We start from the raw sequence: 20,331 nt of genomic DNA, 5'->3' as shown, positions 1-20,331 counted from the left end.
GTCAATCCTTGACCAGCGTGAACTGCATGACGTCGGTATTGCCGGCGCGGAAGGCGGCCTCGCAGTAGCACAGATAGAACTCCCAGGTCAGCATGAAGCGCTGGTCGAAGCCCTGCGCCGCCACCTCGGCGCGCCGCGCCAGGAAGCTGCGCCGCCATTGCAGCAAGGTGTCGGCATAGTCGGTGCCGAAGCGGAATTCGTCGCTCACGCGCAGTCCGTGCAGGCCGGCCTGGCGCCGGAACTCGGATGGCGAAGGCAGCATCCCGCCGGGGAAGATGTACTGCTGGATGAAGTCCGTTCCCTGGCGATAGCGGGCAAACAGCCGGTCGGCGATGGTGATGGTCTGGATGCAGGCGCGGCCGCCCGGCCTGAGGTTGCGCGCCACGCAGGCGAAATAGCTGGGCCAGTAGCGCTCGCCGACCGCCTCGAACATCTCGATCGACGCCACCGCGTCGTATTGGCCGTCGCAATCGCGGTAGTCGCACAGGCGCAGATCGGCCAGGCCCGCCAGGCCGGCGTCGGCCAACCGCCGCCGCGCATAGGCGAGCTGCTCGGTCGACAAGGTCAGGCCGGTGACGTGCGCCTGCGCCTCGCGCGCGGCCGTCTCGGCGAATCCGCCCCAGCCGCAGCCGATCTCCAGCACCCGCGCGTGCGGCGCCAGCTGCAGCTGGCCGACGATGCGGCGGTACTTGGCCAACTGCGCCAGCGCCAGGTCGCCGCCGCCGTCAAAGATGGCGCTGGAATACGTCATGGTCGGGTCCAGCCACAATTGATAGAAGGCGTTGCCGATGTCGTAGTGGGCGTGGATGTTCTTGCGGCTGCCCGCGCGCGAGTTGCGGTTCAACAGATGTTTGAGGCGGTACAGCAGGCTGCCCCACCAGCTGCCGTACACCAGCGCCTCGATGGCCTCGCGGTTGCGGATCAGCAGTTCGATCAGGCCCCTCAGGTTGTCGGTCTTCCAGTCGCCGGCGATGTACGATTCGGCAAAGCCGATGTCGCCGGCGCGCAACGCGGCGGCGCAAGGCTTCCAGTTCTTCAGCTCCAGCACCAGCGGGAACGAACCGTCGCCGTACAGCTGGTGGCTGCCGTCGGGCAGCTGCAGCAGCAACGCCCCATGCTGCAGGCCACGCAATATGTTGAGGATCAGCCGCGCGGCGGCCGGCGGCCTGCCGGCAGGCGCCGGCGCCTGCCGGCTCGGCGCCGCCGAGGTCGGCGAGGTCAGGAATTCGGTGCTCATCGGGATACTTTCTGTGTAGGCGGAACGGGTTTGGAAAAGAACGGCACGCGCCGCAGCCACAGCCTCAGCGCCTGCAGATGGATGCGCACCATCACGCCCAAGGTCATCAGCGGATAGCTCAGAAAGGCGCGCGCCGCGCTGCGGTCGTCGAGCGCCACGGCGCGGCCGGACAGGCTGGCTTCCAGCAGCGGACCGAGATCGTCGTCGTAGTCGATGCTGGCCAGCGTGTGTTCATGGCCGGCGCGCCGGCCATGGAAGAAGCGGAAACGGTAGGCGCCCTGCACCTGGCAGAACGGCGAGACATGGAAGATCTTGCGCGCGCTGAGTTCCTCGCCGACGGCTATCGTTGCGCCGTTCTCCAGCAGATAACAGTGCCGCTCGCCGAAGGTGTTGCGCACGTCGGCGACAATCGCGCGCAGGCGGCCGTCGGCGCGGTGGCAAAACCAGAACGACACCGGATTGAACACATAGCCAAGCACGCGCGGCATGGTTTGCAGCCAGACCTCGCCGTCGGCATCGTGCACGCCCTCGGCGGCCAGCAGCTGCCCTATCCATGCCAGCAGCGGCTGGCGGCCGTCGCCGTGATCGCTGTCGTGGAAGGACAGCAGGCCGCGGCGGTTGCGGCCGAACAGGCGGCAGCCGAAGTCCTGCTGGCCCAGCGCCCGCAGCGGCAGGCGGATAAAGTACATGCCGTAGCGGAAGCTGTGGCGCACCGGCCGCAGCCGCCGGTGCCGCACCTGGCCAAAGCACAGCTGCGGCACGGCCGGCGTGGCCGCCGCCTCAGGCTGCACGCTGCACCTGCGTGCGCGCGGCGATGGCGGCGGCCACCGCCAGGCCGGACTTGAGGCCGTCCTCATGGAAGCCGTAGCCGGTCCAGGCGCCGGCAAGCCAGATGCGGTCACGCCCCTGGACCTGGTGCAGCCGGCGCTGCGCGGCAATGGCGGCGGCGTCGAACACCGGATGGGCGTAATCGAATTTGCGCAGCACCAGGCACGGATCGGGCTCGCGCAGCGGATTGAGCGACACCAGCAGCGGCTGCGCGAACGGCAGCGGTTGCAGTTTGTTCAGCAGATAGTGGACGCAGACCCGCCGCGGACCGCGCTCACCATCGCCGCTGCCCTGGTAATTCCACGCCGACCAGGCCTTGCGCTCGGCCGGCAGGCAGCCGGTGTCGGTATGCAGCACCGCGCGATTGCGCTGGTAGCGCACCGCCGCCAGCACCGCGCGCTGGTCCGCGTCGGCGTCGGCCAGCACTTCTAGCGACTGGTCGCTGTGGCAGGCCAGCACCACCTCGTCGAAATTTTCCACGCCGTGCGCGCTACGCAGCGCCACCGCTTGCGGCCCGCGTTGCACCGACAGCACCGGCGTGTTCAGGTAGCGGCGCGGTATGGCCGCGGCCAGCCGCCGCACATAGGCGCGCGAGCCGCCCACGACGGTGCGCCATTGCGGCCGGTCGCGCACCTGCAGCAGGCCGTGGTTGCTGCAAAACTGGACGAAACTGGCCAGCGGGAAGGCCAGCATCTGCTCGGCGGGGCACGACCAGATACAGGCCGCCATCGGCAGCAGATACCAGTCGCGGAACGGCGCGCCATATCCCTGTGCGTCGAGGTATGCTCCCAGACTGACCTGCGGCGCCGCCCCCCGTGCCAGCGCGGTCGCGGCCTTGTTGAACCGCAATATATCGCGCAGCATGCGCAGGAAGCCGGGACGCAACAGGTTGCCGCGCTGGCAAAACACTTGGTCCAGGTTGCCGCCGGCCCACTCCAGCATGCGGCCGCCGACGGGCAGCTTGACCGAAAACCCCATTTCGCTGGCCGCCGTCTGCACGCCCAGCTCATCGAGCAAGGCGGTCAGATGAGGATAGGTATGGTGATTAAAGACCAGAAAACCGGTATCGACCCCGTGCGTGACGCCGTCGAAGCTGACGTCGACAGTGTTGCTGTGCCCTCCGAAGTAGGAGCCGGCCTCGAACAGGGCGACGTCATGCCCGGCCTGCACCAAGCGGTAGGCGCAGGACAGACCCGAGATTCCGCTCCCAACAACAGCTATTTTCATATTTTTTTCACCGTTACAAAAAATTTTGTCCTGGACAAAACTGGGGTAAGGCCGATAATCGGTTAAATAGTTCTGGATGTCAACTGTGTGTCGTGGACAAGCAGTTTTGCCTTGGCTTATACGAAGCAAAACACGATTTGGATGCAATACTTTCAGGCGCGAAAGGAATGTAAAATGCAGGTCGCGTTATGCCCGCCTCACGCTAGCGCACTGTGCACCCAGACCCTGTGCCAACCCTCGCGACTGTCAAAAACGGCGGCCGCATATGCCTGATGACAACTACAGCTTCTTCACAAACAGTTCCTAGCACGATCAGCGACGTCGAGCGCGACACCGGCGTCGCCAAGGAAACCCTGCGCGTGTGGGAGCGGCGCTACGACTTCCCCCAGCCCCTGCGCGACCCGAACGGCGAGCGCGTCTACCCCATCGAACAGGTGCAAAAGCTGCGGCTGGTCAAGCGCCTGATCGACCTCGGCTTCCGTCCCGGCAAGGTGATCCAGTACAGCGCGGACGAGCTGCAGGCGCTGACCGGCCAGGCCACCAGCAAGCTCGGCGGGCCGTCGGTGCCGCCGCCGGAGCTGCAAACCTATCTGGACCTGTGCAAGAGCCATCAGATGGAGGCGCTGCGCCGCAAGCTGTCGCAGGCGCTGCTGATGATGGGCCTGAAGAGTTTCGTCATCGAACTGGTCGCCCCGCTGACTTCGCTGATCGGCGAGGCCTGGGCCAGCGGCCAGCTGGCCACGTTCGAGGAACATCTATATACCGAGTCGCTGACGGTGGTGATGCGCAGCGCCATCTTCGCCATGCCGCAGGCCAACGCCAACAACGTCGGCGCGCCGCGCATCATGCTGACCACCTTGCCGCAGGAGCGCCACGGCCTGGGCCTGCTGATGGCCGAGGCCATGTGCGTGGCCGAAGGCGCCCACTGCATCTCGCTGGGCGTGCAGACGCCGCTGCTCGACATCGTCGAGGCGGCCCGGGTGCAGCGGGTCGACATCATCGCCCTGTCCTTCTCCGTGGCCATGAACGCGCGCCAGGCGCTGGACGGCCTGGCCGAGCTGCACTTGCGCCTGAACGGCAGCGTCGAGCTGTGGGCCGGCGGCGGCAATGCCGCGCTCAAGCGGCGCCGGCCGTCGTACGTGCGGGTCTACGCGCTGTCCGACATCAGCGCCGCCATTGCCGAATGGCGCCAGCGCAACGGTCCCGCCGCCAGCTGAAACGTTGTCATTCCGGTAGCAATCCGGGGCCGCCAGGCCGCGCTCTGGTAAAATACGCGCATTTCCCCGTGTCCGGCGCTGCCGGCATCTGCTTGAAGCGCCCCCAACCACATATCCATGTTTAGTTTCTTCAAGAAAAAACCTGTCGCCCCGGAAGTGCCTGAGCTTAAACCCCTGGCACCGGCCCCCACTCCTACCGTTGAAACCGCCCCCGCCGCCGCTGCCGTCGAGCCGCTGCTGCCGATCGAAGAGCCGGCGCAGAAACTGTCGTGGATGTCGCGCCTGAAGGCCGGCCTGTCCAAGACCTCGAACAACCTGTCCATCCTGTTTGTCGGCGCCAAGATCGACGACGCGCTGTACGACGAGCTGGAAGCGGCGCTGCTGATGTCCGACGCCGGCATCGACGCCACCCAATACCTGCTGGACGCGCTCAGGCAAAAGGTCAAGGACGACAAGCTGCTGGACGCGGCCGCCGTCAAGGCCGCGCTGAAACAGCTGATGATAGACCTGCTGCTGCCGCTGCAAAAGCCGTTCGAACTGGGCCGCCATAAACCGATGGTGATGATGATTTCCGGCGTCAACGGCGCCGGCAAGACCACCACCATCGGCAAGCTGGCCAAGCACATGCAGGCCAACGGCCAGTCGGTGCTGCTGGCCGCCGGCGACACCTTCCGCGCCGCCGCCCGCGAGCAGCTGATGGTCTGGGGCCAGCGCAACAACATCACCGTCATCTCGCAGGAGTCCGGCGACCCGGCCGCCGTGTCGTTCGACGCCGTGCAGTCCGGCAAGGCCAAGGGCCTGGACGTGGTCATGATCGACACCGCCGGCCGCCTGCCGACCCAGCTGCACCTGATGGAAGAGCTGAAAAAGATCAAGCGCGTCATCGGCAAGGGCCTTGAAGGCGCACCGCACGAAACGCTGCTGGTGATCGACGGCAATACCGGGCAAAATGCGCTGGCGCAAGTCAAAGCCTTCGACGACGCCCTGCAGCTGACCGGCCTGGTGATCACCAAGCTCGACGGCACGGCCAAGGGCGGCGTGCTGGCGGCGATCGCCCGCGTGCGTCCGGTGCCCGTGTATTTCATCGGCATCGGCGAAAAGATTGAAGACCTGCAGCCGTTCGTGGCTGCCGAATTTGTCGAAGCCCTGCTTGGATAACCCTTCGGATCCTTACATGATCGAATTCCGGAACGTCTCGAAACAATATTCCCCCGATGCGACGGCGCTGCGCGACGTCACGCTCACGGTAGAAAAAGGCGAACTGGTCTTTCTCGCCGGCCCGTCCGGCGCCGGCAAATCCACGCTGCTGAAGATGATCGCGGCCATGGAGCGCCCCAGCGCCGGCCAGGTCATCGTCAACGGCCAGGACATCGCCCGCATCAAGCCGGCCGCCGTGCCTTTCCTGCGGCGCAACCTGGGCCTGATTTTCCAGCAGCAGCGCCTGCTGACCGACCGCTCCATCCTGGCCAACGTCATGCTGCCGCTGCTGGTCACCGGCGCCTCGCGCAGCCAGGCCGAGCAGCGTGCCCGCGCCGCGCTCGACAAGGTCGGCCTGCTCGAACGCGCCCATGCCCAGCCGCTGGCCCTGTCCGGCGGCGAGCAGCAGCGGGTATCGATCGCGCGCGCCATCGTCAACCGGCCGCAAGTGATCCTGGCCGACGAGCCGACCGCCAACCTGGACCGCGCCAGCGCCAACAAGGTGCTCGATGCGCTCAAGGCCTTCCACTCGGTCGGCGTGACCTGCGTGATCTCCAGCCACGACGAGCAAATGCTCGACTCGGCCGCGCGCGTCATCCACCTCAATCAAGGTCAGCTGGAGGTGGCGGCATGACGCACTGGTTCCGCCAACACCGCTACGCGCTGGCCGCCGCGCTGGTCCACCTGCGCCGCTCGCCGGGCGGCTTCCTGTTCAATATATTAGTGGTGGCGATCGCGCTGGCGCTGCCGTTCACCGGCGTCACCCTGCTCGACAATGTGCGGCCGATGTCCGAGCAGCTGTCGGTCGATCCGGAAATCAGCGTGTTCCTCAAGCAGGACACGCCGCGCGAGCAGGCCGAGGCGCTGGCCGCGCCGCTGCGCCAGACGGTCAAGGACAAGCAGGCCAAGATCATCTTCACGCCGCGCGAAAAGGCGCTGGACAACCTGAAGGACAAGAGCGGCCTGGCCGACGTGCTGACCACGCTGGGCGAGAACCCGCTGCCCGACAGCTACGTGCTCAAGCTCGACGCCTTCCGCAACGCCCAGGCCGGCGGCGACGTCGACCTGCTGGCCGAACAGATCCGCGCGCTGCCCGGCGTCGACACGGTGCAGGTGGACTCGGCCTGGGTCAAGCGCCTGGCCGCGCTGCTCAACGTGCTGCGCCTGGCCCTGCTGCTGCTGGCCGCGACCCTGGGCACGGTGGTGGTGGCGGTGATCTTCAACACCATCCGCCTGCAGGTGATGACGCAGCGCGAGGAAATCCTGGTGTCCAAGCTGATCGGCGCCACCGACAGCTTCATCCACCGCCCCTTCTATTACACCGGCGCCCTGCTGGGCCTGTGCGCCGGCGGCCTGGCGCTGGGCGCGGTGTCGCTGGCGCTGCGCCCGCTGAACATCGCGATTGCCGAATTTGCAAGATTGTACGCGTCCGAGTTCCAGCTGGCGCCGCTGCCGCCGCTGGCCATGGGCGCCCTGCTGGCGCTGTCCGCCGGCCTCGGCCTGATCGGCGCGCTGCTGTCCGTGCAGCGCCATCTGTCCAAGCTCAACTGACCCCTCAACCTTTCCGTGCGTCCGCGCACGGAAACGACTCCCGCCCCGCCCTATCATTAAGCTTGGCCTAAGCTCCAACGCGCATGCTTGATTTATCAGAAGCCATGATGCTTAAAAACGTCATAGTATTTTTACTATCAGGGCGATAAATATCTGGTGATTGGCACTCAACGAAGGAGAGTGCTAATATATGTGAACTGAAGAGCAAATGAGTTCTCTGCAGCAACAGTCACACCATCGAGCAAAGGAATGAAAATGAATATGATGTCCGCACCGACTGCATTGGTCCCCGCCACCAATAGCGCACTGGGACTCGGGTTCACTGGCAACCTGGGGAACCTGGACGCCTATATTTCGGCCGTCAACCGCCTGCCGATGCTGACCCACGCTGATGAAATCTCGCTGGCCAAGCGGCTCAAGGAAAAGAACGACCTCGGCGCCGCCCAGGAACTGGTGCTGTCGCACCTGCGCCTGGTGGTGTCGATCGCGCGCGGCTATCTGGGCTACGGCCTGCCGCACGCCGACCTGATCCAGGAAGGCAATATCGGCCTGATGAAGGCCGTCAAGCGCTTCGACCCCGACCAGGGCGTGCGCCTGGTGTCGTACGCGATGCACTGGATCAAGGCCGAGATGCACGAGTACATCCTGAAAAACTGGCGCCTGGTCAAAGTGGCGACGACGAAGGCACAGCGCAAGCTGTTCTTCAACCTGCGCAGCCACAAGACCGGCCTGGACGCGATGACGCCGGCGCAGATCGACAGCCTGGCCAAGCTGCTGGACGTCAAGCGCGAAGAAGTGATCGAGATGGAAACCCGCTTGAGCGGCCGCGACATCGCGCTGGAATCGCCGAACGACGACGAGGACGACAAATTCGCCCCGATCGCCTACCTGTCGTCCGAGGCCAGCGAGCCGACCCGCGTGCTGGAAGCCGAACAGGTGACCCGTTTGCAGTCGGAAGGCCTGGAAGAAGCGCTGGGCAAGCTGGACGCCCGTTCGCGCCGCATCGTCGAAGCCCGCTGGCTGGCCAATGACGACGGCTCCGGCGCCACGCTGCACACGCTGGCCGACGAATTCGGCGTATCGGCCGAGCGCATCCGCCAGATCGAATCGGCCGCGCTGAAGAAAATGAAGGGCTCGCTGGCCGCTTTTGTTTAAGCCAGCCGGGTAAAAAATCCCCTCCTGCCCGAACGCATGCAAGATCGCGTTCGGTGCCGCAGGGGATTTTTTTGCTTTACGCTGCCAGGCCCTTGGCCAGCAGCTCGGCGACCAGCTGGTTCATCTCCAGCTCGCGCGCCTTGGCCTGGGCATGCAGCTGCTGCACCAGGTCGCCGTTGAGCTTGACCGCGAACGGCACCAGCCCCAGTTCCTGGTCGCGCTTGCGCTGCTCGCGCTTGTCGACGACGTCGGCCACCTTGCCGAAACCAGCCGCTCCTGGGGCCGCCATCTTGCCCATCAGTTTTTTGGCGTCACTTTTCGCCATGCCGGTTTTTTTCATGAGGGATATCCTGATTGATTCAAAGCAGACATTCTACGCAGCTTGTGCCGGCCGCGCCGACTTAGTTTGAGCCAGCGCTGTCGGCGTGCAGTTCGTGCGCCGCCGGTATGATCTTTTTGTTAAGCTTGCTTCCACTTGGATGGAGGTCCACAATGAAAACCACGAATTTGCGTGCCATATTGCGTCCGATGCTGCGCCAGCTGATCGTCCTGCCCGTGCTGGTCGCCATCATGGGCATGCTGCACGCCTGCGGCTCCGCGTCCGGCATGGGCAAGGCGGCCGCTCCCGCGGCGCAACGCTTCACCGCCACCTACGTGCTGCAGCAAGGCGGCAGCGTGACCATCGCGCAGGCCGCCACGCCAGGCCTGGCCGGCGCCACCGCCAGCGCCCCCGTCGTCAAGCTGGAACGCGTCAACGACAGCCGCTGCCGTGTCGGCGCGGTCTGCGTCTGGGCCGGCTACATCAGCTACAGCTTCACGCTGACCGGCACCGACGGCAGCACCAGCAGCTTCGTGCTGTCCGACAGCATGCCGAACGGCAAGCCCAGCGTCACGCAAAACGGCCTGACGTTCACGCTGGCCGGCGTCGAGCCGCAAGCGGTCCCGGCCAAGAATGAAGCGACGCCGGATTATCGGGTAAGCTTGAGGGTAAGCAACGCTCCCTCATCCTAACCCGACCCAGCGACCACATGACAACGATACGCCGTCCCGCCCGCACCGCCCTCGTTTCTTCCATCATCCTCACGCTGGCCCTGCCGCCGGCCGCCTTCGCCAAGACGCCGGTGGCCACCGGCACCGGCGGCGCCGTCGCCACCATCAGCGAACCGGCGTCGAAAGCCGCGCTGGCCATCCTCAACAAGGGCGGCAACGCCATCGACGCGGCGGTCGCGGCGGCGGCCACGCTGGGCGTGACCGATCCGTTCAGCTGCGGCATCGGCGGCGGCGGCTTCATGGTCATCTACCTGGCCAAGGACAAGCGCGTCATCACCATCGACCACCGCGAAACGGCGCCGGCCAGCTTCACGCCGACGGTGTTCCAGGAAAACGGCAAGGAGATGAACTTCGAGCAGGTGGTCGCCAGCGGCATGTCGGTCGGCGTGCCCGGCGCGGTGCGCGGCTGGCACGAGGCGCTGGACCGCTACGGCTCGATGTCGTTCAAGCAGGTGCTGGCGCCGGCGATCGCCGTCGCCACCGACGGCTTCAAGGTCAACGAGAATTTCTCCCACCTGATCGAGATGAGCCGCGACAAATTCAGCATGTTCCCCGATACCGCCGCGCTGTACCTGAAGGACGGCAAAGCCATCGCGCCCGGCGCCACGCTGCGCAATCCCGGCATGGCCAAGGCCTACCGCGAAATCGCGGCCGGCGGCGTCAAGGTCTTCTACGAAGGCAAGATCGGCCGCGCGGTGGTCGATACCGTCAACCAGCCGAAAGTGGCGGCCGGCGTGCGCGTGCGCTCCGGCAGCATGACGATGGCCGACCTGGCCAACTACGAAGTGCGCCTGCGCCAGCCTGTGCACAGCACCTATCGCGGCTACGACTTGTACGGCATGCCGTTGCCGAGCAGCGGCGGCGTTGCCGTGGCCGAAGCGCTGAACATCCTCGAGGGCTACGACCTCAAGTCCATGCCGCGCGAAAAAGCCGAGCACCTGTACATGGAAGCGAGCCGACTGGCCTTCGCCGACCGCAACGCCTACCTGGCCGACCCGGAATACGTCGAGGCGCCGGTGGCCGGTCTGCTGAACAAGGATTACGCCGCGCGCCGCCGTGAACTGATCAATCCGGCCCAGGCCAGCGTGCAGGCCCCGGCCGGCGACCCGTATCCATTCCAGAACGACGTCAGCGTGCCGCTGCGTCCCAACGCCAACAAGCTGCTGGCCGAAGGCGCGCACACCACCCACCTGACGGTGTCGGACAAGGACGGCAACATCGTCTCCTATACCTACACCATCGAATCGTGGGGCGGCAGCGGCATCACCGTGCCGGGTTACGGCTTCCTGCTGAATAACGAGATGACGGACTTCGATTTCTCCGGCCCGCATCCGAACGTGCCGGAAGCGGGCAAGCGCCCGCGCAGCAGCATGTCGCCGACCCTGGCGTTCAAGGACGGCAAGCCGGCGTTCTCCGTCGGCAGCCCTGGCGGCGCCACCATCATCACCACCGTGCTGCAGACGATCTTCAACTACGTCGACCTCGGCATGTCGATGCCGGACGCCGTCAACGCGCCGCGCCTGTCCGAACGCAACGGCATGGCGACCGATGTGGAACCGGGCTTCGCCGGCACCCCGCAAGCGCTGGCGCTGGAGAAGAGCGGCCAGCACTGGAGCAAGACGCCGGAGGAAATCGGCGCCGCCAACGCGCTGGTGTTCAACCCAGACGGCACCGTCACCGCCGTCAGCGAAGGCCACCGCCATGGCGTCGGCAGCGCGCTGGTGCAGAAATCAGCGCACTAGGCTGAATAGCGGGATGCGGGCGTTGGGCGAACGGCGGTAAGTCCAGTTCAACGCCTTCAGCATCGCCGCCCCAGGGGCGACGGCGATCGCCGACATCAGCGACTCCATGGCGCCGGTGGCGATCGCACAGGCCAGCGCATTGCCAGGGCAGGCGTGGATGCCATGGCCGAAACCGAACTCGCGGCCCTTGCCCAGCGGATCGCGGCTGGCGGCGGCCAGCACCAGCAGGATTGTTTGGCCGGCCCTCAACTGCGCGCCGCCGATCTCGCAATCCCGCGCGACGAAGCGGCGCGTGTTCTGCACCGGCGGATCGAAACGGCTCACCACCCGCACCAGCGCTGCGGCGTCTTCCGGACCGCTGCGTTCTTCCTCCGGCTGGCGCGCCAGCGCCAGCACGCTGTTGCCGACCAGGCCAGCCGTGGCTTCATACGTCTGCGACAGCAGGCCGACCAGATTGGCCAGCAAGGCGTGCGATTCGTTCCACCCCACCGCCTCTGCCTCCGCAATCACCAGCGACAGCAAGCTGCCCTCCGAGGCAGCCGTTGCGCCGCGCATCAGCGTCTTGAAGCTCTCCAGCAGCGCCTGCGCCGCCATGTGGGCGCGCTCGATTTGCGAAGCGTCGCTGAACGGTGACAGGCAGGCCACAAACTCGCCCATCCATGACGCCACCGCAGGCAGCTGGCTGTCCGCAAAGCCGATCAGGCTGGCCATGGCCGACACCGGCACCTCGAACATCCACGACGCCAGGCCATCATCACGCCACAGCTCAGCGCCTATCCGCGCCGCGCGCCGCCGGGCCTCATCGGTGCCGACACCGGCCAGCGCCCGCTGCAAGGCCAGCTTGGGCTGCGTGTGCCGCTCGCCATCATTCATGCGCACCAGCGCGCCGAACACCTGGCCCGCCGCGCCGCCCGCAATCGCCGCCGGCACCGGCTCGGCCAGCGGCCGCACGCGGCAATCCGGGTGCTGCATCACCGCTGTCACGCCGGCGGCGCTGGCGGCGATCCACAAGCCGAGGCCGTCGTCGAAATGCAGCCCTTGCCGCGCGGCGAGGCTGTCGTAATATGGATAGGGATCGGGATGCGTGACCGCGTCCAGCGCGTTTCGGGGAGGAGTGTGAGAGGTCGTCATGTGGATAGAATGCCAGCAATTTCACCGCGATAGTTAGGCCGGCGCCGAAGCAAGGCCGTTGCTAAGCCATGTTTAAGGATACAACGTCAACATGCCGCTACGGTATCGCTCACAAGGGAGATGAAATGAAAAACTGGATGCGCGCCAACAAGGGCTTCTTGCTGTTCCTGATGCTGTTCGGGATCTTCCGCACCGCTGTCGCCGACTGGAATCCTATCCCGTCCGCCTCGATGCACCCCAACCTGCTTGAAGGCGACGTGGTCTTCGTCAACCGCCTGGCCTACAACGTCAAGGTGCCGCTGACCGACATCGTCATCGGCACCACCGGCGAGCCGCAGCGCGGCGACATCGTCACCTTCTCGTCGCCCACCACCGGCATCCGCCTGATCAAGCGCGTGATCGCCTTGCCGGGCGACCGCGTCGAGATGCGCAACGAGCAGCTGATCATCAACGGCGAGCAGGCCGGCTACGCGGCGCTGGGCCACGGCACCGAAACCATCAAGGGCGTGGGCGACCTGGCCGCCGTGCGCGTGCGCGAATCGCTGGGCCAGGCCCAAGGCACCGGGCATCCTATCCAGCTGCTGCCGCAGTTGCAGGCGCGCCGCAATTTCGAGCCGGTCACCGTGCCGCCCGGCCAGTACATGATGTTGGGCGATAACCGCGACAACAGCGAAGACTCGCGCTACATCGGCCTGGTGCCGCGCGCGCTGCTGATCGGCCGCGCCGAGCGCGTGCTGGCCTCGGCCGACATCACCGGCAACTGGCATCCGCGCACCGAACGCTTCGGAATGAGCCTGTATCCCTCCCCGTGATGCAGCCCTTCGCGCCATGGCGATGTTATGATAGCTAGATAATTTCATAACATTGCCGAGGCCGTCATGGCGGCGGCGCGAGGGTTAACATGATCGAATTCCAGGGACTGTCCAAGATCTATGGCGGCTTCAGCGCCGTCAAACCGCTGACGCTGACTGTCAAACGCGGCGAAGTGTTCGGCTTCCTCGGCCCCAACGGCGCCGGCAAAACCACCACCATCCGCATGATGATGGGCATCCTGGTGCCCAGCGCCGGCCACGTGCTGATCGACGGCCTCGATTGCCACGCCGAGCCGGCGGAGGTCAAGCGCCGCGTGGGCTACCTGCCCGACACGCCGATCTTCTACGACTACCTGCGCGGCCGCGAGATCCTGCAATTCGTCGCCGAGATGCACGGCTTCGAGCGCGCCGAGGCGGCCCGCCGCGGCGCCAGCCTGCTGGCCGAGTTCGGCCTCGAGGAAGCGGCCGAGGACTACGCCGTCAACTACTCGCTGGGCATGAAGAAGCGCCTCGGCCTGGCCTGCGCGCTGATCCACGACCCTGCGGTGCTGATCCTCGATGAACCGATCAACGGCCTCGATCCGCGCGCCTCGCGCGACGTGCAGGAGCGCCTGCTGGCGGCGGCTGCGCGCGGCGTCACCATCTTCGTCTCCACCCACCTGCTGGACATGGCGGAAAAGCTGTGCGACCGCGTCGGCATCATCCACCACGGCCAGCTGGCGGCCACCGGCACGCTCGACGAAATCCGCGCAGAGGCTTCGGCCAGCGGCTCGCTGGAAGACGTGTTCCTGAAGATCACCGACGAAGCGGCGGCGGAGAGCGCCGAATGACGCAGCAAACAGCACAACCGCCGACGCAGGCGCGCGCCATCTGGCTGATGACAAAAATGCGCCTGACCCGCCAGCGCAATATGGTGGCCAATAACCTGTTCCGCAAATTCCGCAAGAAGAAGGCGCGCGACGGCATCGCCGGCAAAAAGAGTAGTCTGTGGGTGCTGACCTTGCTGATGGTGCTGTTCATGTCGTTCTCCTTCCTCAGCCTGTCGCGCAACGTGGTGCTCAACATGCAGTGCCACCTGGTGGCCGACAGCGCCTGCAACCAGGTCGACCAGCACGGCGCCCGCCAGGCCAATCTTGAAGCGTCCGCCGTCGAACTGCACAAGGCCCCGTTCGAGCCCGAGCTGGCCGGCGGCCTGACGATGGTGGTCACGCTGCTGTTCGGCATCGCCGTCCTGCTCCCGCTGGGCAGCAAGGAGCTGGCGCAACCCGACTGGGACATGGAATGGCTGGTGACCATGCCGGTCGAACGCTCGACGCTGTTGTGGGGACGGCTGCTGGAGCGCAGCGCCGCCAACTTCAGCGGCATGTTCGCGCTGTTGCCGCCACTGGCCATGATCGCCTGGTATTCGAACCTGGCCTGGTTCGCGCCGCTGGCGGCGCTGCTGGCGGCGCTCATGCTGCTGCCGCTGGCCGCATTGCTGCATACGCTGGCCGACACCGGATTGCGTATGTGGCTGCCGGCCTCGCAGCTGCGCAACCTGCAGGCCGTCACCGGTTTGTTCAGCATGCCGCTGATCTACTTCGTCATGGCGCTTGGCATGCCCGGCGCCAGCGGCTTTGTGATGGACTGGGCGCGCGCCTTCCCGGCATGGGCCGGCTGGACGCCGCCGGGGCTGGTGCTGCAAGCGATGCAGGCGCCCGACTGGGGCCGGGCCGTGCACATCATCGCGATGCTGCTGGCGCAGACCGCGGTGCTGCTGTGGGCCGGGGTAGCGCTGATGCGCTACCAGCTGCGCAATGGCGTCGTCAATTCAGGTTCAAGGGAGAGCGTGCGGCGCAAGCTGCCGGCTGCCTCCAGCGGCAACCTGCGCAGCCGGCTGTCCAACGCGCTGTCGCCGATCAAGCGCCGCGAGCTGCGGCTGCTGAGCCGCGACCGCAACTTCCTGGTGCAAACGCTGCTGCTGCCGGTGGTGATCGTCGTCAGCCAGATGGTCTTCAACGGCAAGCTCAATAGCCTGGCGGAGCTGGGCCAGCACCACACCACCGCCGCCGCCATCGCCTTCGGCATCGGCGTCTACGTGCTGATGCTGTCGGCCTTCCAGACGCTGAACAACGAAGGCCAGGTACTGTGGCTGCTGTACACCGTGCCGCGCTCGATCGAGAGCGTGTTGAAGGAAAAAGCCCAGCTGTGGGGCGTGCTGACCATGGTCTATCCACTGGTCGTCATCGGCATCAGCGCCTGGTACACCACGCAGTTCGACTGGACCATGCTGGTGCGGCTGCTGATCGTCTTCGCCGGCATTCCGATCTACTCGGTGATCGCCGTCTCGCTGGGCGTGTTCGCCTGCGATCCGCAGGCGGTCGACGTCCGTTCCCGCGTGCGGCCGACCTACATCTATCTCTACATGCTGCTGGCCAGCTTCTACACCTGGTCGATCTACAGCAGCGTGTGGTCGCAAAAGCTGGTGGTGATGGTGCTGATCGCATCGATGGCGCTGGCCTTGTGGCAGAAGGCGCGCGACGCCCTGCCCTATCTGCTCGATCCGGCCGCAGCTCCGCCGCCGCGCGTATCGACCTCCGACGGGCTGATCGCCGCCACCGCCTTCTTCATCCTGCAGGGCATCGTCGTGCTGGTGATCGCGCGGGACCCGAAGGCCATCGATCCGAAATCCATGACCATCGCCTTCGCCGCGGCCGGCGCGCTGGTATATGCGCTGATGCGCTTCAGCTACTGGCGCAGCAAGGCGGCTGGCGTGCCGACCATCCTGCGCGGCGGCGATGTCGCGCAATCGCTGCGCCATGGCGCGCTGGCGGCCGGCGTGGCGTGTATCGCCGGCGTTGGCTACCTGGCCGCGCTGCACCACTCGGCGCTGTGGGCGGACGTCGCCCGGCAGACTGCGGCATCGACAGGCGGCCGTGGCTGGATCATGCTGCTGGCCGTGGTGGCCGCGCCGTTGTGCGAGGAATTCATCTTCCGTGGCCTGATCTACGGCGGCCTGCGGCGCTCGATATCCGCGCCGCGCGCCATGATGATGAGCGCAGCGGTCTTCGCCGTGGTCCATCCGCCGCTGTCGATGCTGCCGGTATTCGCGCTGGGCCTGTGCACCGCGTGGACCTACGAGCGCAGCAAAAGCCTGCTGGCGCCCATGCTGGTCCACGCCTCATACAACGCGGTCATTCTCGGTTCGCAGCTCTGGCTATTACCTTGATCTCGAAATCGAAACCGTACAACCAGGTGACGCCGACAGCGGTAACGGTAGGATGCGGCGCATCGCCCCAGAACTCGCCGACGACGGACCAGATGCGCTCGAACCTCGTCGCCGGATCGACCATGAACACGGTGACGTCGACGACATCCTCGAAACTGCCGCCCGCCGCAGCCAGGATCGCGTTCAGGTTCTCGAATGCCTGGCGCACCTGGGCTTCCAGCTCGGGCTCCGGCGAGCCGTCGGGCAGACTGCCGACCTGCCCCGACACGAACAGAAAGCCATTGGACCGGATCGCCGGCGAATAACGGTTGCGCTCATACAGCGCCTGGCGGCCGGCGGGAAAAACTACGTCGCGTACAGACATGACTAACTCCTACAGTGATGGGATACCGAGACTGTAGAAAAATCCCGCCGAACGATAAACAGGCAAGACGTACAATGACTGTTTGGCGATCCCAAACAATCGAACCCGAAAACCCATGGACAGATTCGACACGCTGCAGGCGTTTGCCCGTGTAGTGGAAGCAGGCAGCTTCACCAAGGCGGCGCAGACGCTCAATATGAGCAAGACCACGGTGTCGCAGCTGGTGCAGCAACTGGAGGCGCGCCTGCGCGTCAAACTGCTGAACCGCACCACGCGGCAGGTCAAGCTTACGCCGGAAGGCGCGGCCTACTACGAGCGCGTGGTGCGCCTGCTGGGCGACCTGGAAGATGCGGACCATGCGCTGGCCGGCGACCTCGCAGCGCCGCGCGGACGCCTGCGCATCGATGTCCCCAGCCCGTTCGCGCGACTGATACTGATGCCGGCGCTGCCGGAGTTCCACCGGCGCTATCCGGAGATCCAGGTCATCATGGGCGTGAGCGACCGCAACGTCGATGTCATTGGCGAGAACGTCGACTGCGTGCTGCGCGGCGGGGAAATCACCGTGCCGTCGCTGGTGGCGCGCCGCGTCGCGAACTTGCGGCTAGGCGCATACGCCGCGCCGGCCTACCTGCGCGGCGCGGGAACGCCGGCGCATCCCCGCGACCTGGAGCAGGCATCGCATCACATCGTCGGCTTCCTGCGTTCCGGCAGCGGCACCATCGCGACCGCACGCATCAGGCGCCACCGCAACGGCGCGGAAGAATCGCTGGAATTGAAAGGCCGCTACGTGGTCGCGGCCGATGACGGCAACGCCTGCCTGGCGGCGGGACTGGCCGGCATGGGCGTGCTCTGGCTGCCGCGCTACATGGCGGCGCCGCACGTGGCGGCAGGCGAACTGACCACCCTGTTCGAGGACTGGCAGCTCGATCCCATGCCTTTATACCTCGCCTATCCGCAGAACCGCCACCTCAGCGCCAAGCTGCGCGTGTTCATCGAGTGGATAGACGAGCTGGTGGCCGCCACTCAGTCCTTGTAGCGCATTTCCGCCAGCGCGAAGCCGCCACCGTGATAGGTGACGGCGGCGTTCGGCCCGGGATAGGCGCCGGTGGCCGGGAATTTGGCCGCGAACTGCGCCGAGCTGTCCTTTGCGTTGAAGCCCAGATGCGAGGCCTTGCTGTTGTCCCACCACTTGGACTGGTTGTCCGAGACGCCGAACAGGATCGTAAAGCCCACGCGCGGGGCAAACAGCGAGCAGCGCAGCGCTTCGACCAGATCGTCGTAGCTGAGCCACGTCACCATCATGCGCGGATCGACCGGCTCCGGGAACGACGAGCCGATGCGCAGGCAAACCGTCTCCAGACCGGTGCGGTCGAAATAGTAGCTCGCCAGCTGCTCGCCGAAGCATTTGCTGACGCCGTAGAAGCTGTCCGGGCGCGTGCGGGCGTCCGCGTCGATGTAGTCGGTGTTGCGGTAGAAGCCGACGGTGTGGTTCGAGCTGGCGAAGATGATGCGCTTGACGCCGTGCTTGTGCGCGGCCTCATACAGGTTGGCCGTGCCGACGATATTGGCCGAGACGATATTCTCGAACACGTTCTCGGTCGAGATGCCGCCGAAATGCAGCACCGCATCCACGTCTTCGAGCAACTTCATTACGGCCGGCTTGTCGGCCAGGTCGCACTGGATGATTTCCTCGCCTTCGCGGGCCTCGCCCATGTCGGCGATATCGGACAACACCACCACATCCGCCCAGGGCTTGATGCGGTCGCGCAGGATTTTACCCAGGCCGCCGGCGGCGCCGGTCAGCAGCAATCGTTTGAATGGTTTGGTCATTTTCAGGTCTCGTGTCTATTCTCGTGTTTTCAGGTCACCGGGGCCGGGTTGAACAGCACCAGTGCGTTATGCAGCTTCCATTTTTCCGCCCAGGTACGGCGTCCGCTGGCGACATCCAGCAACAGCTGGAACATCTCCCAGCCGACGTCCGCGATGGTGGCCTCGCCGCTGGCGATGCGGCCGGCGTTGATGTCCATCAGATCGTGCCAGCGGGCGGCCAGCTCGTTGCGGGTGGCGACTTTAATCACCGGCACTTCGGCCAGGCCGTACGGCGTGCCACGGCCGGTGGTAAAGACGTGCAGGTTCATGCCGGCAGCCACCTGCAGCGTGCCGCAAATGAAATCGCTGGCGGGCGTGGCGGCGTAGATCAAACCCTTTTGCGTCAGCTTCTCGCCCGGCGACAGCACGCCCGAGATCGCACTGCTGCCCGACTTGACGATGGAGCCCATCGCCTTCTCCACGATGTTGGACAGGCCGCCCTTCTTGTTGCCGGGCGTGGTGTTGGCGCTGCGATCGACGCCGCCGCGCTTCAGGTAATTGTCGTACCACTCCATCTCGCGGATCATCGCTTCGGCCACTTCCGGCGTGGCGGCGCGCGAGGTCAGCTGGTCGATGCCGTCGCGGACTTCGGTCACCTCGGAAAACAACACGGTGGCCCCCGCGCGCACCAGCAGGTCGGTGGCAAAGCCCACGGCCGGGTTGGCGGTCACGCCGGAGAAGGCGTCGCTGCCGCCGCACTGCACGCCGACCACCAGCTCGGACGCCGGCACGGTCTCGCGCCGGCGCTTGTCCAGCGCGGCCAGGTTGATCTCGGCCTGCTTCACGATCGAATCGATCATCGACATGAAGCCGACATGCTGCGCATCCTGCAGGCAGACCAGCGCCGGATCGGCGCCGCCGCCGTTCTGGATCGGGATCGAACCCTTGGGGAACAAGCGCGTCGGCTGCAGCTTTTCGCAACCGAGGCTGACCACCATGGCCTGGCCGCCGAAGTTCGGGTTCAGGCTGATATTGCGCAGCGTGCGGATCGGCACCATCGCGCCCGGCGCGTCGATCGCCACGCCGCAGCCGTAGGTGTGCTCCAGGCCGACGACGTCGTCGACGTTCGGATACTTCGGCAGCAGTTCGTCCTTGATGCGCTTGACCGCGACTTCCACCACGCCCGCCACGCACTGCACGGTGGTGGTGATGGCCAGGATGTTGCGCGTGCCGACGCTGCCGTCCGGATTGCGGAAGCCCTCGAAGGTGTAGCCCTCCAGCGGCTCGGCCGGCGGCGGCTTGACCGTGGCGATCGGCAGGTTGACCAGTTCGCGCGCGGCGGGCATGTCCACATTCTGTTCGTTGACCCAGCTGCCGGCGGCGATGTCGCGCGCCGCGTAGCCGATGGTGACGTTATAGCGCTTGATCGGGTCGCCCTTGGCCAGGCTGCTCAGCGCGACCTTGTGTCCCTGCGGGATCGCCTCCAGCAGCGCCAGGCCGCTGGCGAAGACGGCGCCGGCGGACAGGCCGCCGTCGTTGACGACAATCGCGACGTTATCGTTGTCGTGCATGAGGATGTAGCGCGGCGTACCTGCGCTCGTCGGTGTCGTCATCTGAATTCCTTTTCCGGGCCCAGGTCCCGGCGAACGTTGTTTTTGCGTTGTTTTTTAGTGCTGCAAAGTGGTCAGGCCAGTTGGTTCGTGGCCGGCCGGCCGCTGGTTGTGGCCTTGACGCCACAGCCTGAGAACCGCATTATTCCGGGGCTTCTCCCCTGAAAAAACCGGTCGTCATACGGCTGCTTGA

The 20,331-nt window shown here is 65.9% G+C and carries 19 protein-coding genes; 11 read left to right on the top strand and 8 right to left on the bottom strand.

From position 1 onward, the window contains the following. Position 1: 1 nt before the first annotated feature. From ABWW33_RS05470 to ABWW33_RS05460, 3 genes are read right to left on the bottom strand one after another with little or no spacing between them, the layout of a single operon-like run. Positions 2–1,237 (bottom strand): class I SAM-dependent methyltransferase, encoded by a 1,236-nt coding sequence (locus ABWW33_RS05470; protein WP_353399770.1) that lies wholly within the window; start codon positions 1,235–1,237, stop codon positions 2–4. Further along, positions 1,234–2,028: a DUF1365 domain-containing protein gene (locus ABWW33_RS05465; RefSeq protein WP_353399767.1), complete on the bottom strand. Its 795-nt coding sequence runs from the start codon at positions 2,026–2,028 to the stop codon at positions 1,234–1,236. The genes ABWW33_RS05470 and ABWW33_RS05465 overlap by 4 nt, the downstream gene beginning before the upstream one ends. Beyond that, complete coding sequence (locus ABWW33_RS05460; protein ID WP_353399765.1) at positions 2,018–3,292, bottom strand: NAD(P)/FAD-dependent oxidoreductase; 1,275 nt, start codon at positions 3,290–3,292, stop codon at positions 2,018–2,020. Before ABWW33_RS05460 ends, ABWW33_RS05465 begins: the two co-directional genes overlap by 11 nt. A gap of 272 nt (positions 3,293–3,564) precedes the next feature. Between ABWW33_RS05460 and ABWW33_RS05455 the strand changes: the two genes are divergently transcribed. From ABWW33_RS05455 to rpoH, 5 genes are all read left to right on the top strand, one after another. Further along, positions 3,565–4,509 (top strand): MerR family transcriptional regulator, encoded by a 945-nt coding sequence (locus tag ABWW33_RS05455; protein ID WP_176654650.1) that lies wholly within the window; start codon positions 3,565–3,567, stop codon positions 4,507–4,509. Between the two features lie 117 nt (positions 4,510–4,626). Further along, on the top strand, positions 4,627–5,667 hold the full coding sequence (gene ftsY, locus ABWW33_RS05450; protein ID WP_353399762.1) for a signal recognition particle-docking protein FtsY: 1,041 nt from the start codon (positions 4,627–4,629) through the stop codon (positions 5,665–5,667). A 16-nt stretch (positions 5,668–5,683) separates the two neighbouring features. Next, the gene (locus ABWW33_RS05445; protein ID WP_353399759.1) at positions 5,684–6,340 is read left to right on the top strand and encodes a cell division ATP-binding protein FtsE; all 657 of its coding nucleotides are present in this window, start codon (positions 5,684–5,686) and stop codon (positions 6,338–6,340) included. After that, positions 6,337–7,257: a permease-like cell division protein FtsX gene (ftsX, locus tag ABWW33_RS05440; protein ID WP_353399757.1), complete on the top strand. Its 921-nt coding sequence runs from the start codon at positions 6,337–6,339 to the stop codon at positions 7,255–7,257. The genes ABWW33_RS05445 and ftsX overlap by 4 nt, the downstream gene beginning before the upstream one ends. Positions 7,258–7,512: 255 nt before the next feature. Next, positions 7,513–8,412 (top strand): RNA polymerase sigma factor RpoH, encoded by a 900-nt coding sequence (gene rpoH / locus ABWW33_RS05435; RefSeq protein WP_176654654.1) that lies wholly within the window; start codon positions 7,513–7,515, stop codon positions 8,410–8,412. 76 nt (positions 8,413–8,488) lie between these two features. Here the strand turns inward: rpoH and ABWW33_RS05430 are convergent, their stop codons facing one another. Beyond that, on the bottom strand, positions 8,489–8,752 hold the full coding sequence (locus ABWW33_RS05430) for a hypothetical protein (protein WP_176654655.1): 264 nt from the start codon (positions 8,750–8,752) through the stop codon (positions 8,489–8,491). 152 nt (positions 8,753–8,904) lie between these two features. Here ABWW33_RS05430 and ABWW33_RS05425 point away from each other — a divergent pair, with 152 nt between their 5' ends. Then, entirely contained in the window at positions 8,905–9,423 is a 519-nt protein-coding gene (locus ABWW33_RS05425) for a hypothetical protein (RefSeq protein WP_353399754.1), read from the top strand. Between the two features lie 17 nt (positions 9,424–9,440). Then, the gene (gene ggt / locus ABWW33_RS05420; RefSeq protein ID WP_353399751.1) at positions 9,441–11,204 is read left to right on the top strand and encodes a gamma-glutamyltransferase; all 1,764 of its coding nucleotides are present in this window, start codon (positions 9,441–9,443) and stop codon (positions 11,202–11,204) included. Here ggt and ABWW33_RS05415 read toward each other — a convergent pair. Then, positions 11,193–12,335 carry a cytochrome P450 family protein gene (locus tag ABWW33_RS05415; protein ID WP_353399748.1) on the bottom strand — a complete coding sequence of 381 codons (1,143 nt, stop codon included), beginning with the start codon at positions 12,333–12,335 and terminating at the stop codon, positions 11,193–11,195. The genes ggt and ABWW33_RS05415 overlap by 12 nt on opposite strands. 125 nt (positions 12,336–12,460) lie before the next feature. Between ABWW33_RS05415 and lepB the strand changes: the two genes are divergently transcribed. From lepB to ABWW33_RS05400, 3 genes are all read left to right on the top strand, one after another. After that, positions 12,461–13,147: a signal peptidase I gene (gene lepB / locus ABWW33_RS05410; protein WP_353399745.1), complete on the top strand. Its 687-nt coding sequence runs from the start codon at positions 12,461–12,463 to the stop codon at positions 13,145–13,147. An 89-nt stretch (positions 13,148–13,236) separates the two neighbouring features. After that, entirely contained in the window at positions 13,237–13,977 is a 741-nt protein-coding gene (locus tag ABWW33_RS05405) for an ABC transporter ATP-binding protein (protein WP_176654659.1), read from the top strand. Beyond that, on the top strand, positions 13,974–16,355 hold the full coding sequence (locus ABWW33_RS05400; protein WP_353399742.1) for a CPBP family intramembrane glutamic endopeptidase: 2,382 nt from the start codon (positions 13,974–13,976) through the stop codon (positions 16,353–16,355). The genes ABWW33_RS05405 and ABWW33_RS05400 overlap by 4 nt, the downstream gene beginning before the upstream one ends. On the opposite strand, the gene ABWW33_RS05395 is transcribed toward ABWW33_RS05400, so the two are convergent. Then, complete coding sequence (locus ABWW33_RS05395) at positions 16,321–16,719, bottom strand: RidA family protein (protein ID WP_176654661.1); 399 nt, start codon at positions 16,717–16,719, stop codon at positions 16,321–16,323. The genes ABWW33_RS05400 and ABWW33_RS05395 overlap by 35 nt on opposite strands. 115 nt (positions 16,720–16,834) lie before the next feature. On the opposite strand from ABWW33_RS05395, the gene ABWW33_RS05390 reads away from it, so the two are divergent. Next, positions 16,835–17,755 (top strand): LysR family transcriptional regulator, encoded by a 921-nt coding sequence (locus tag ABWW33_RS05390; RefSeq protein ID WP_353399739.1) that lies wholly within the window; start codon positions 16,835–16,837, stop codon positions 17,753–17,755. On the opposite strand, the gene ABWW33_RS05385 is transcribed toward ABWW33_RS05390, so the two are convergent. Beyond that, positions 17,743–18,549 carry an NAD-dependent epimerase/dehydratase family protein gene (locus tag ABWW33_RS05385; protein ID WP_353399736.1) on the bottom strand — a complete coding sequence of 269 codons (807 nt, stop codon included), beginning with the start codon at positions 18,547–18,549 and terminating at the stop codon, positions 17,743–17,745. The genes ABWW33_RS05390 and ABWW33_RS05385 overlap by 13 nt on opposite strands. A gap of 29 nt (positions 18,550–18,578) precedes the next feature. Further along, positions 18,579–20,141 (bottom strand): galactarate dehydratase, encoded by a 1,563-nt coding sequence (garD, locus tag ABWW33_RS05380; protein WP_176654664.1) that lies wholly within the window; start codon positions 20,139–20,141, stop codon positions 18,579–18,581. Positions 20,142–20,331: the final 190 nt, after the last annotated feature.

It is taken from the genome of Duganella hordei, assembly GCF_040369125.1.
GTDB lineage: Bacteria > Pseudomonadota > Gammaproteobacteria > Burkholderiales > Burkholderiaceae_D > Rugamonas > Rugamonas hordei.
Note: the sequence above shows the minus strand (reverse complement) of the source record. Positions and strands in the feature narration are given on the sequence as shown.

Bases quoted from the DNA above. Each gene is read 5' to 3' on its own strand.
- ggt (WP_353399751.1), top strand. From the start codon at position 9,441: ATGACAACGATACGCCGTCCCGCCCGCACCGCCCTCGTTTCTTCCATC.
- ABWW33_RS05445 (WP_353399759.1), top strand. From the start codon at position 5,684: ATGATCGAATTCCGGAACGTCTCGAAACAATATTCCCCCGATGCGACG.
- ABWW33_RS05405 (WP_176654659.1), top strand. From the start codon at position 13,237: ATGATCGAATTCCAGGGACTGTCCAAGATCTATGGCGGCTTCAGCGCC.
- ABWW33_RS05425 (WP_353399754.1), top strand. From the start codon at position 8,905: ATGAAAACCACGAATTTGCGTGCCATATTGCGTCCGATGCTGCGCCAG.
- ABWW33_RS05415 (WP_353399748.1), bottom strand. From the start codon at position 12,335: ATGACGACCTCTCACACTCCTCCCCGAAACGCGCTGGACGCGGTCACG.
- rpoH (WP_176654654.1), top strand. From the start codon at position 7,513: ATGAATATGATGTCCGCACCGACTGCATTGGTCCCCGCCACCAATAGC.
- garD (WP_176654664.1), bottom strand. From the start codon at position 20,141: ATGACGACACCGACGAGCGCAGGTACGCCGCGCTACATCCTCATGCAC.
- ABWW33_RS05470 (WP_353399770.1), bottom strand. From the start codon at position 1,237: ATGAGCACCGAATTCCTGACCTCGCCGACCTCGGCGGCGCCGAGCCGG.
- ABWW33_RS05460 (WP_353399765.1), bottom strand. From the start codon at position 3,292: ATGAAAATAGCTGTTGTTGGGAGCGGAATCTCGGGTCTGTCCTGCGCC.
- ABWW33_RS05455 (WP_176654650.1), top strand. From the start codon at position 3,565: ATGACAACTACAGCTTCTTCACAAACAGTTCCTAGCACGATCAGCGAC.
- ftsY (WP_353399762.1), top strand. From the start codon at position 4,627: ATGTTTAGTTTCTTCAAGAAAAAACCTGTCGCCCCGGAAGTGCCTGAG.
- ABWW33_RS05395 (WP_176654661.1), bottom strand. From the start codon at position 16,719: ATGTCTGTACGCGACGTAGTTTTTCCCGCCGGCCGCCAGGCGCTGTAT.
- ABWW33_RS05430 (WP_176654655.1), bottom strand. From the start codon at position 8,752: ATGAAAAAAACCGGCATGGCGAAAAGTGACGCCAAAAAACTGATGGGC.
- lepB (WP_353399745.1), top strand. From the start codon at position 12,461: ATGAAAAACTGGATGCGCGCCAACAAGGGCTTCTTGCTGTTCCTGATG.
- ABWW33_RS05390 (WP_353399739.1), top strand. From the start codon at position 16,835: ATGGACAGATTCGACACGCTGCAGGCGTTTGCCCGTGTAGTGGAAGCA.
- ABWW33_RS05400 (WP_353399742.1), top strand. From the start codon at position 13,974: ATGACGCAGCAAACAGCACAACCGCCGACGCAGGCGCGCGCCATCTGG.
- ftsX (WP_353399757.1), top strand. From the start codon at position 6,337: ATGACGCACTGGTTCCGCCAACACCGCTACGCGCTGGCCGCCGCGCTG.
- ABWW33_RS05385 (WP_353399736.1), bottom strand. From the start codon at position 18,549: ATGACCAAACCATTCAAACGATTGCTGCTGACCGGCGCCGCCGGCGGC.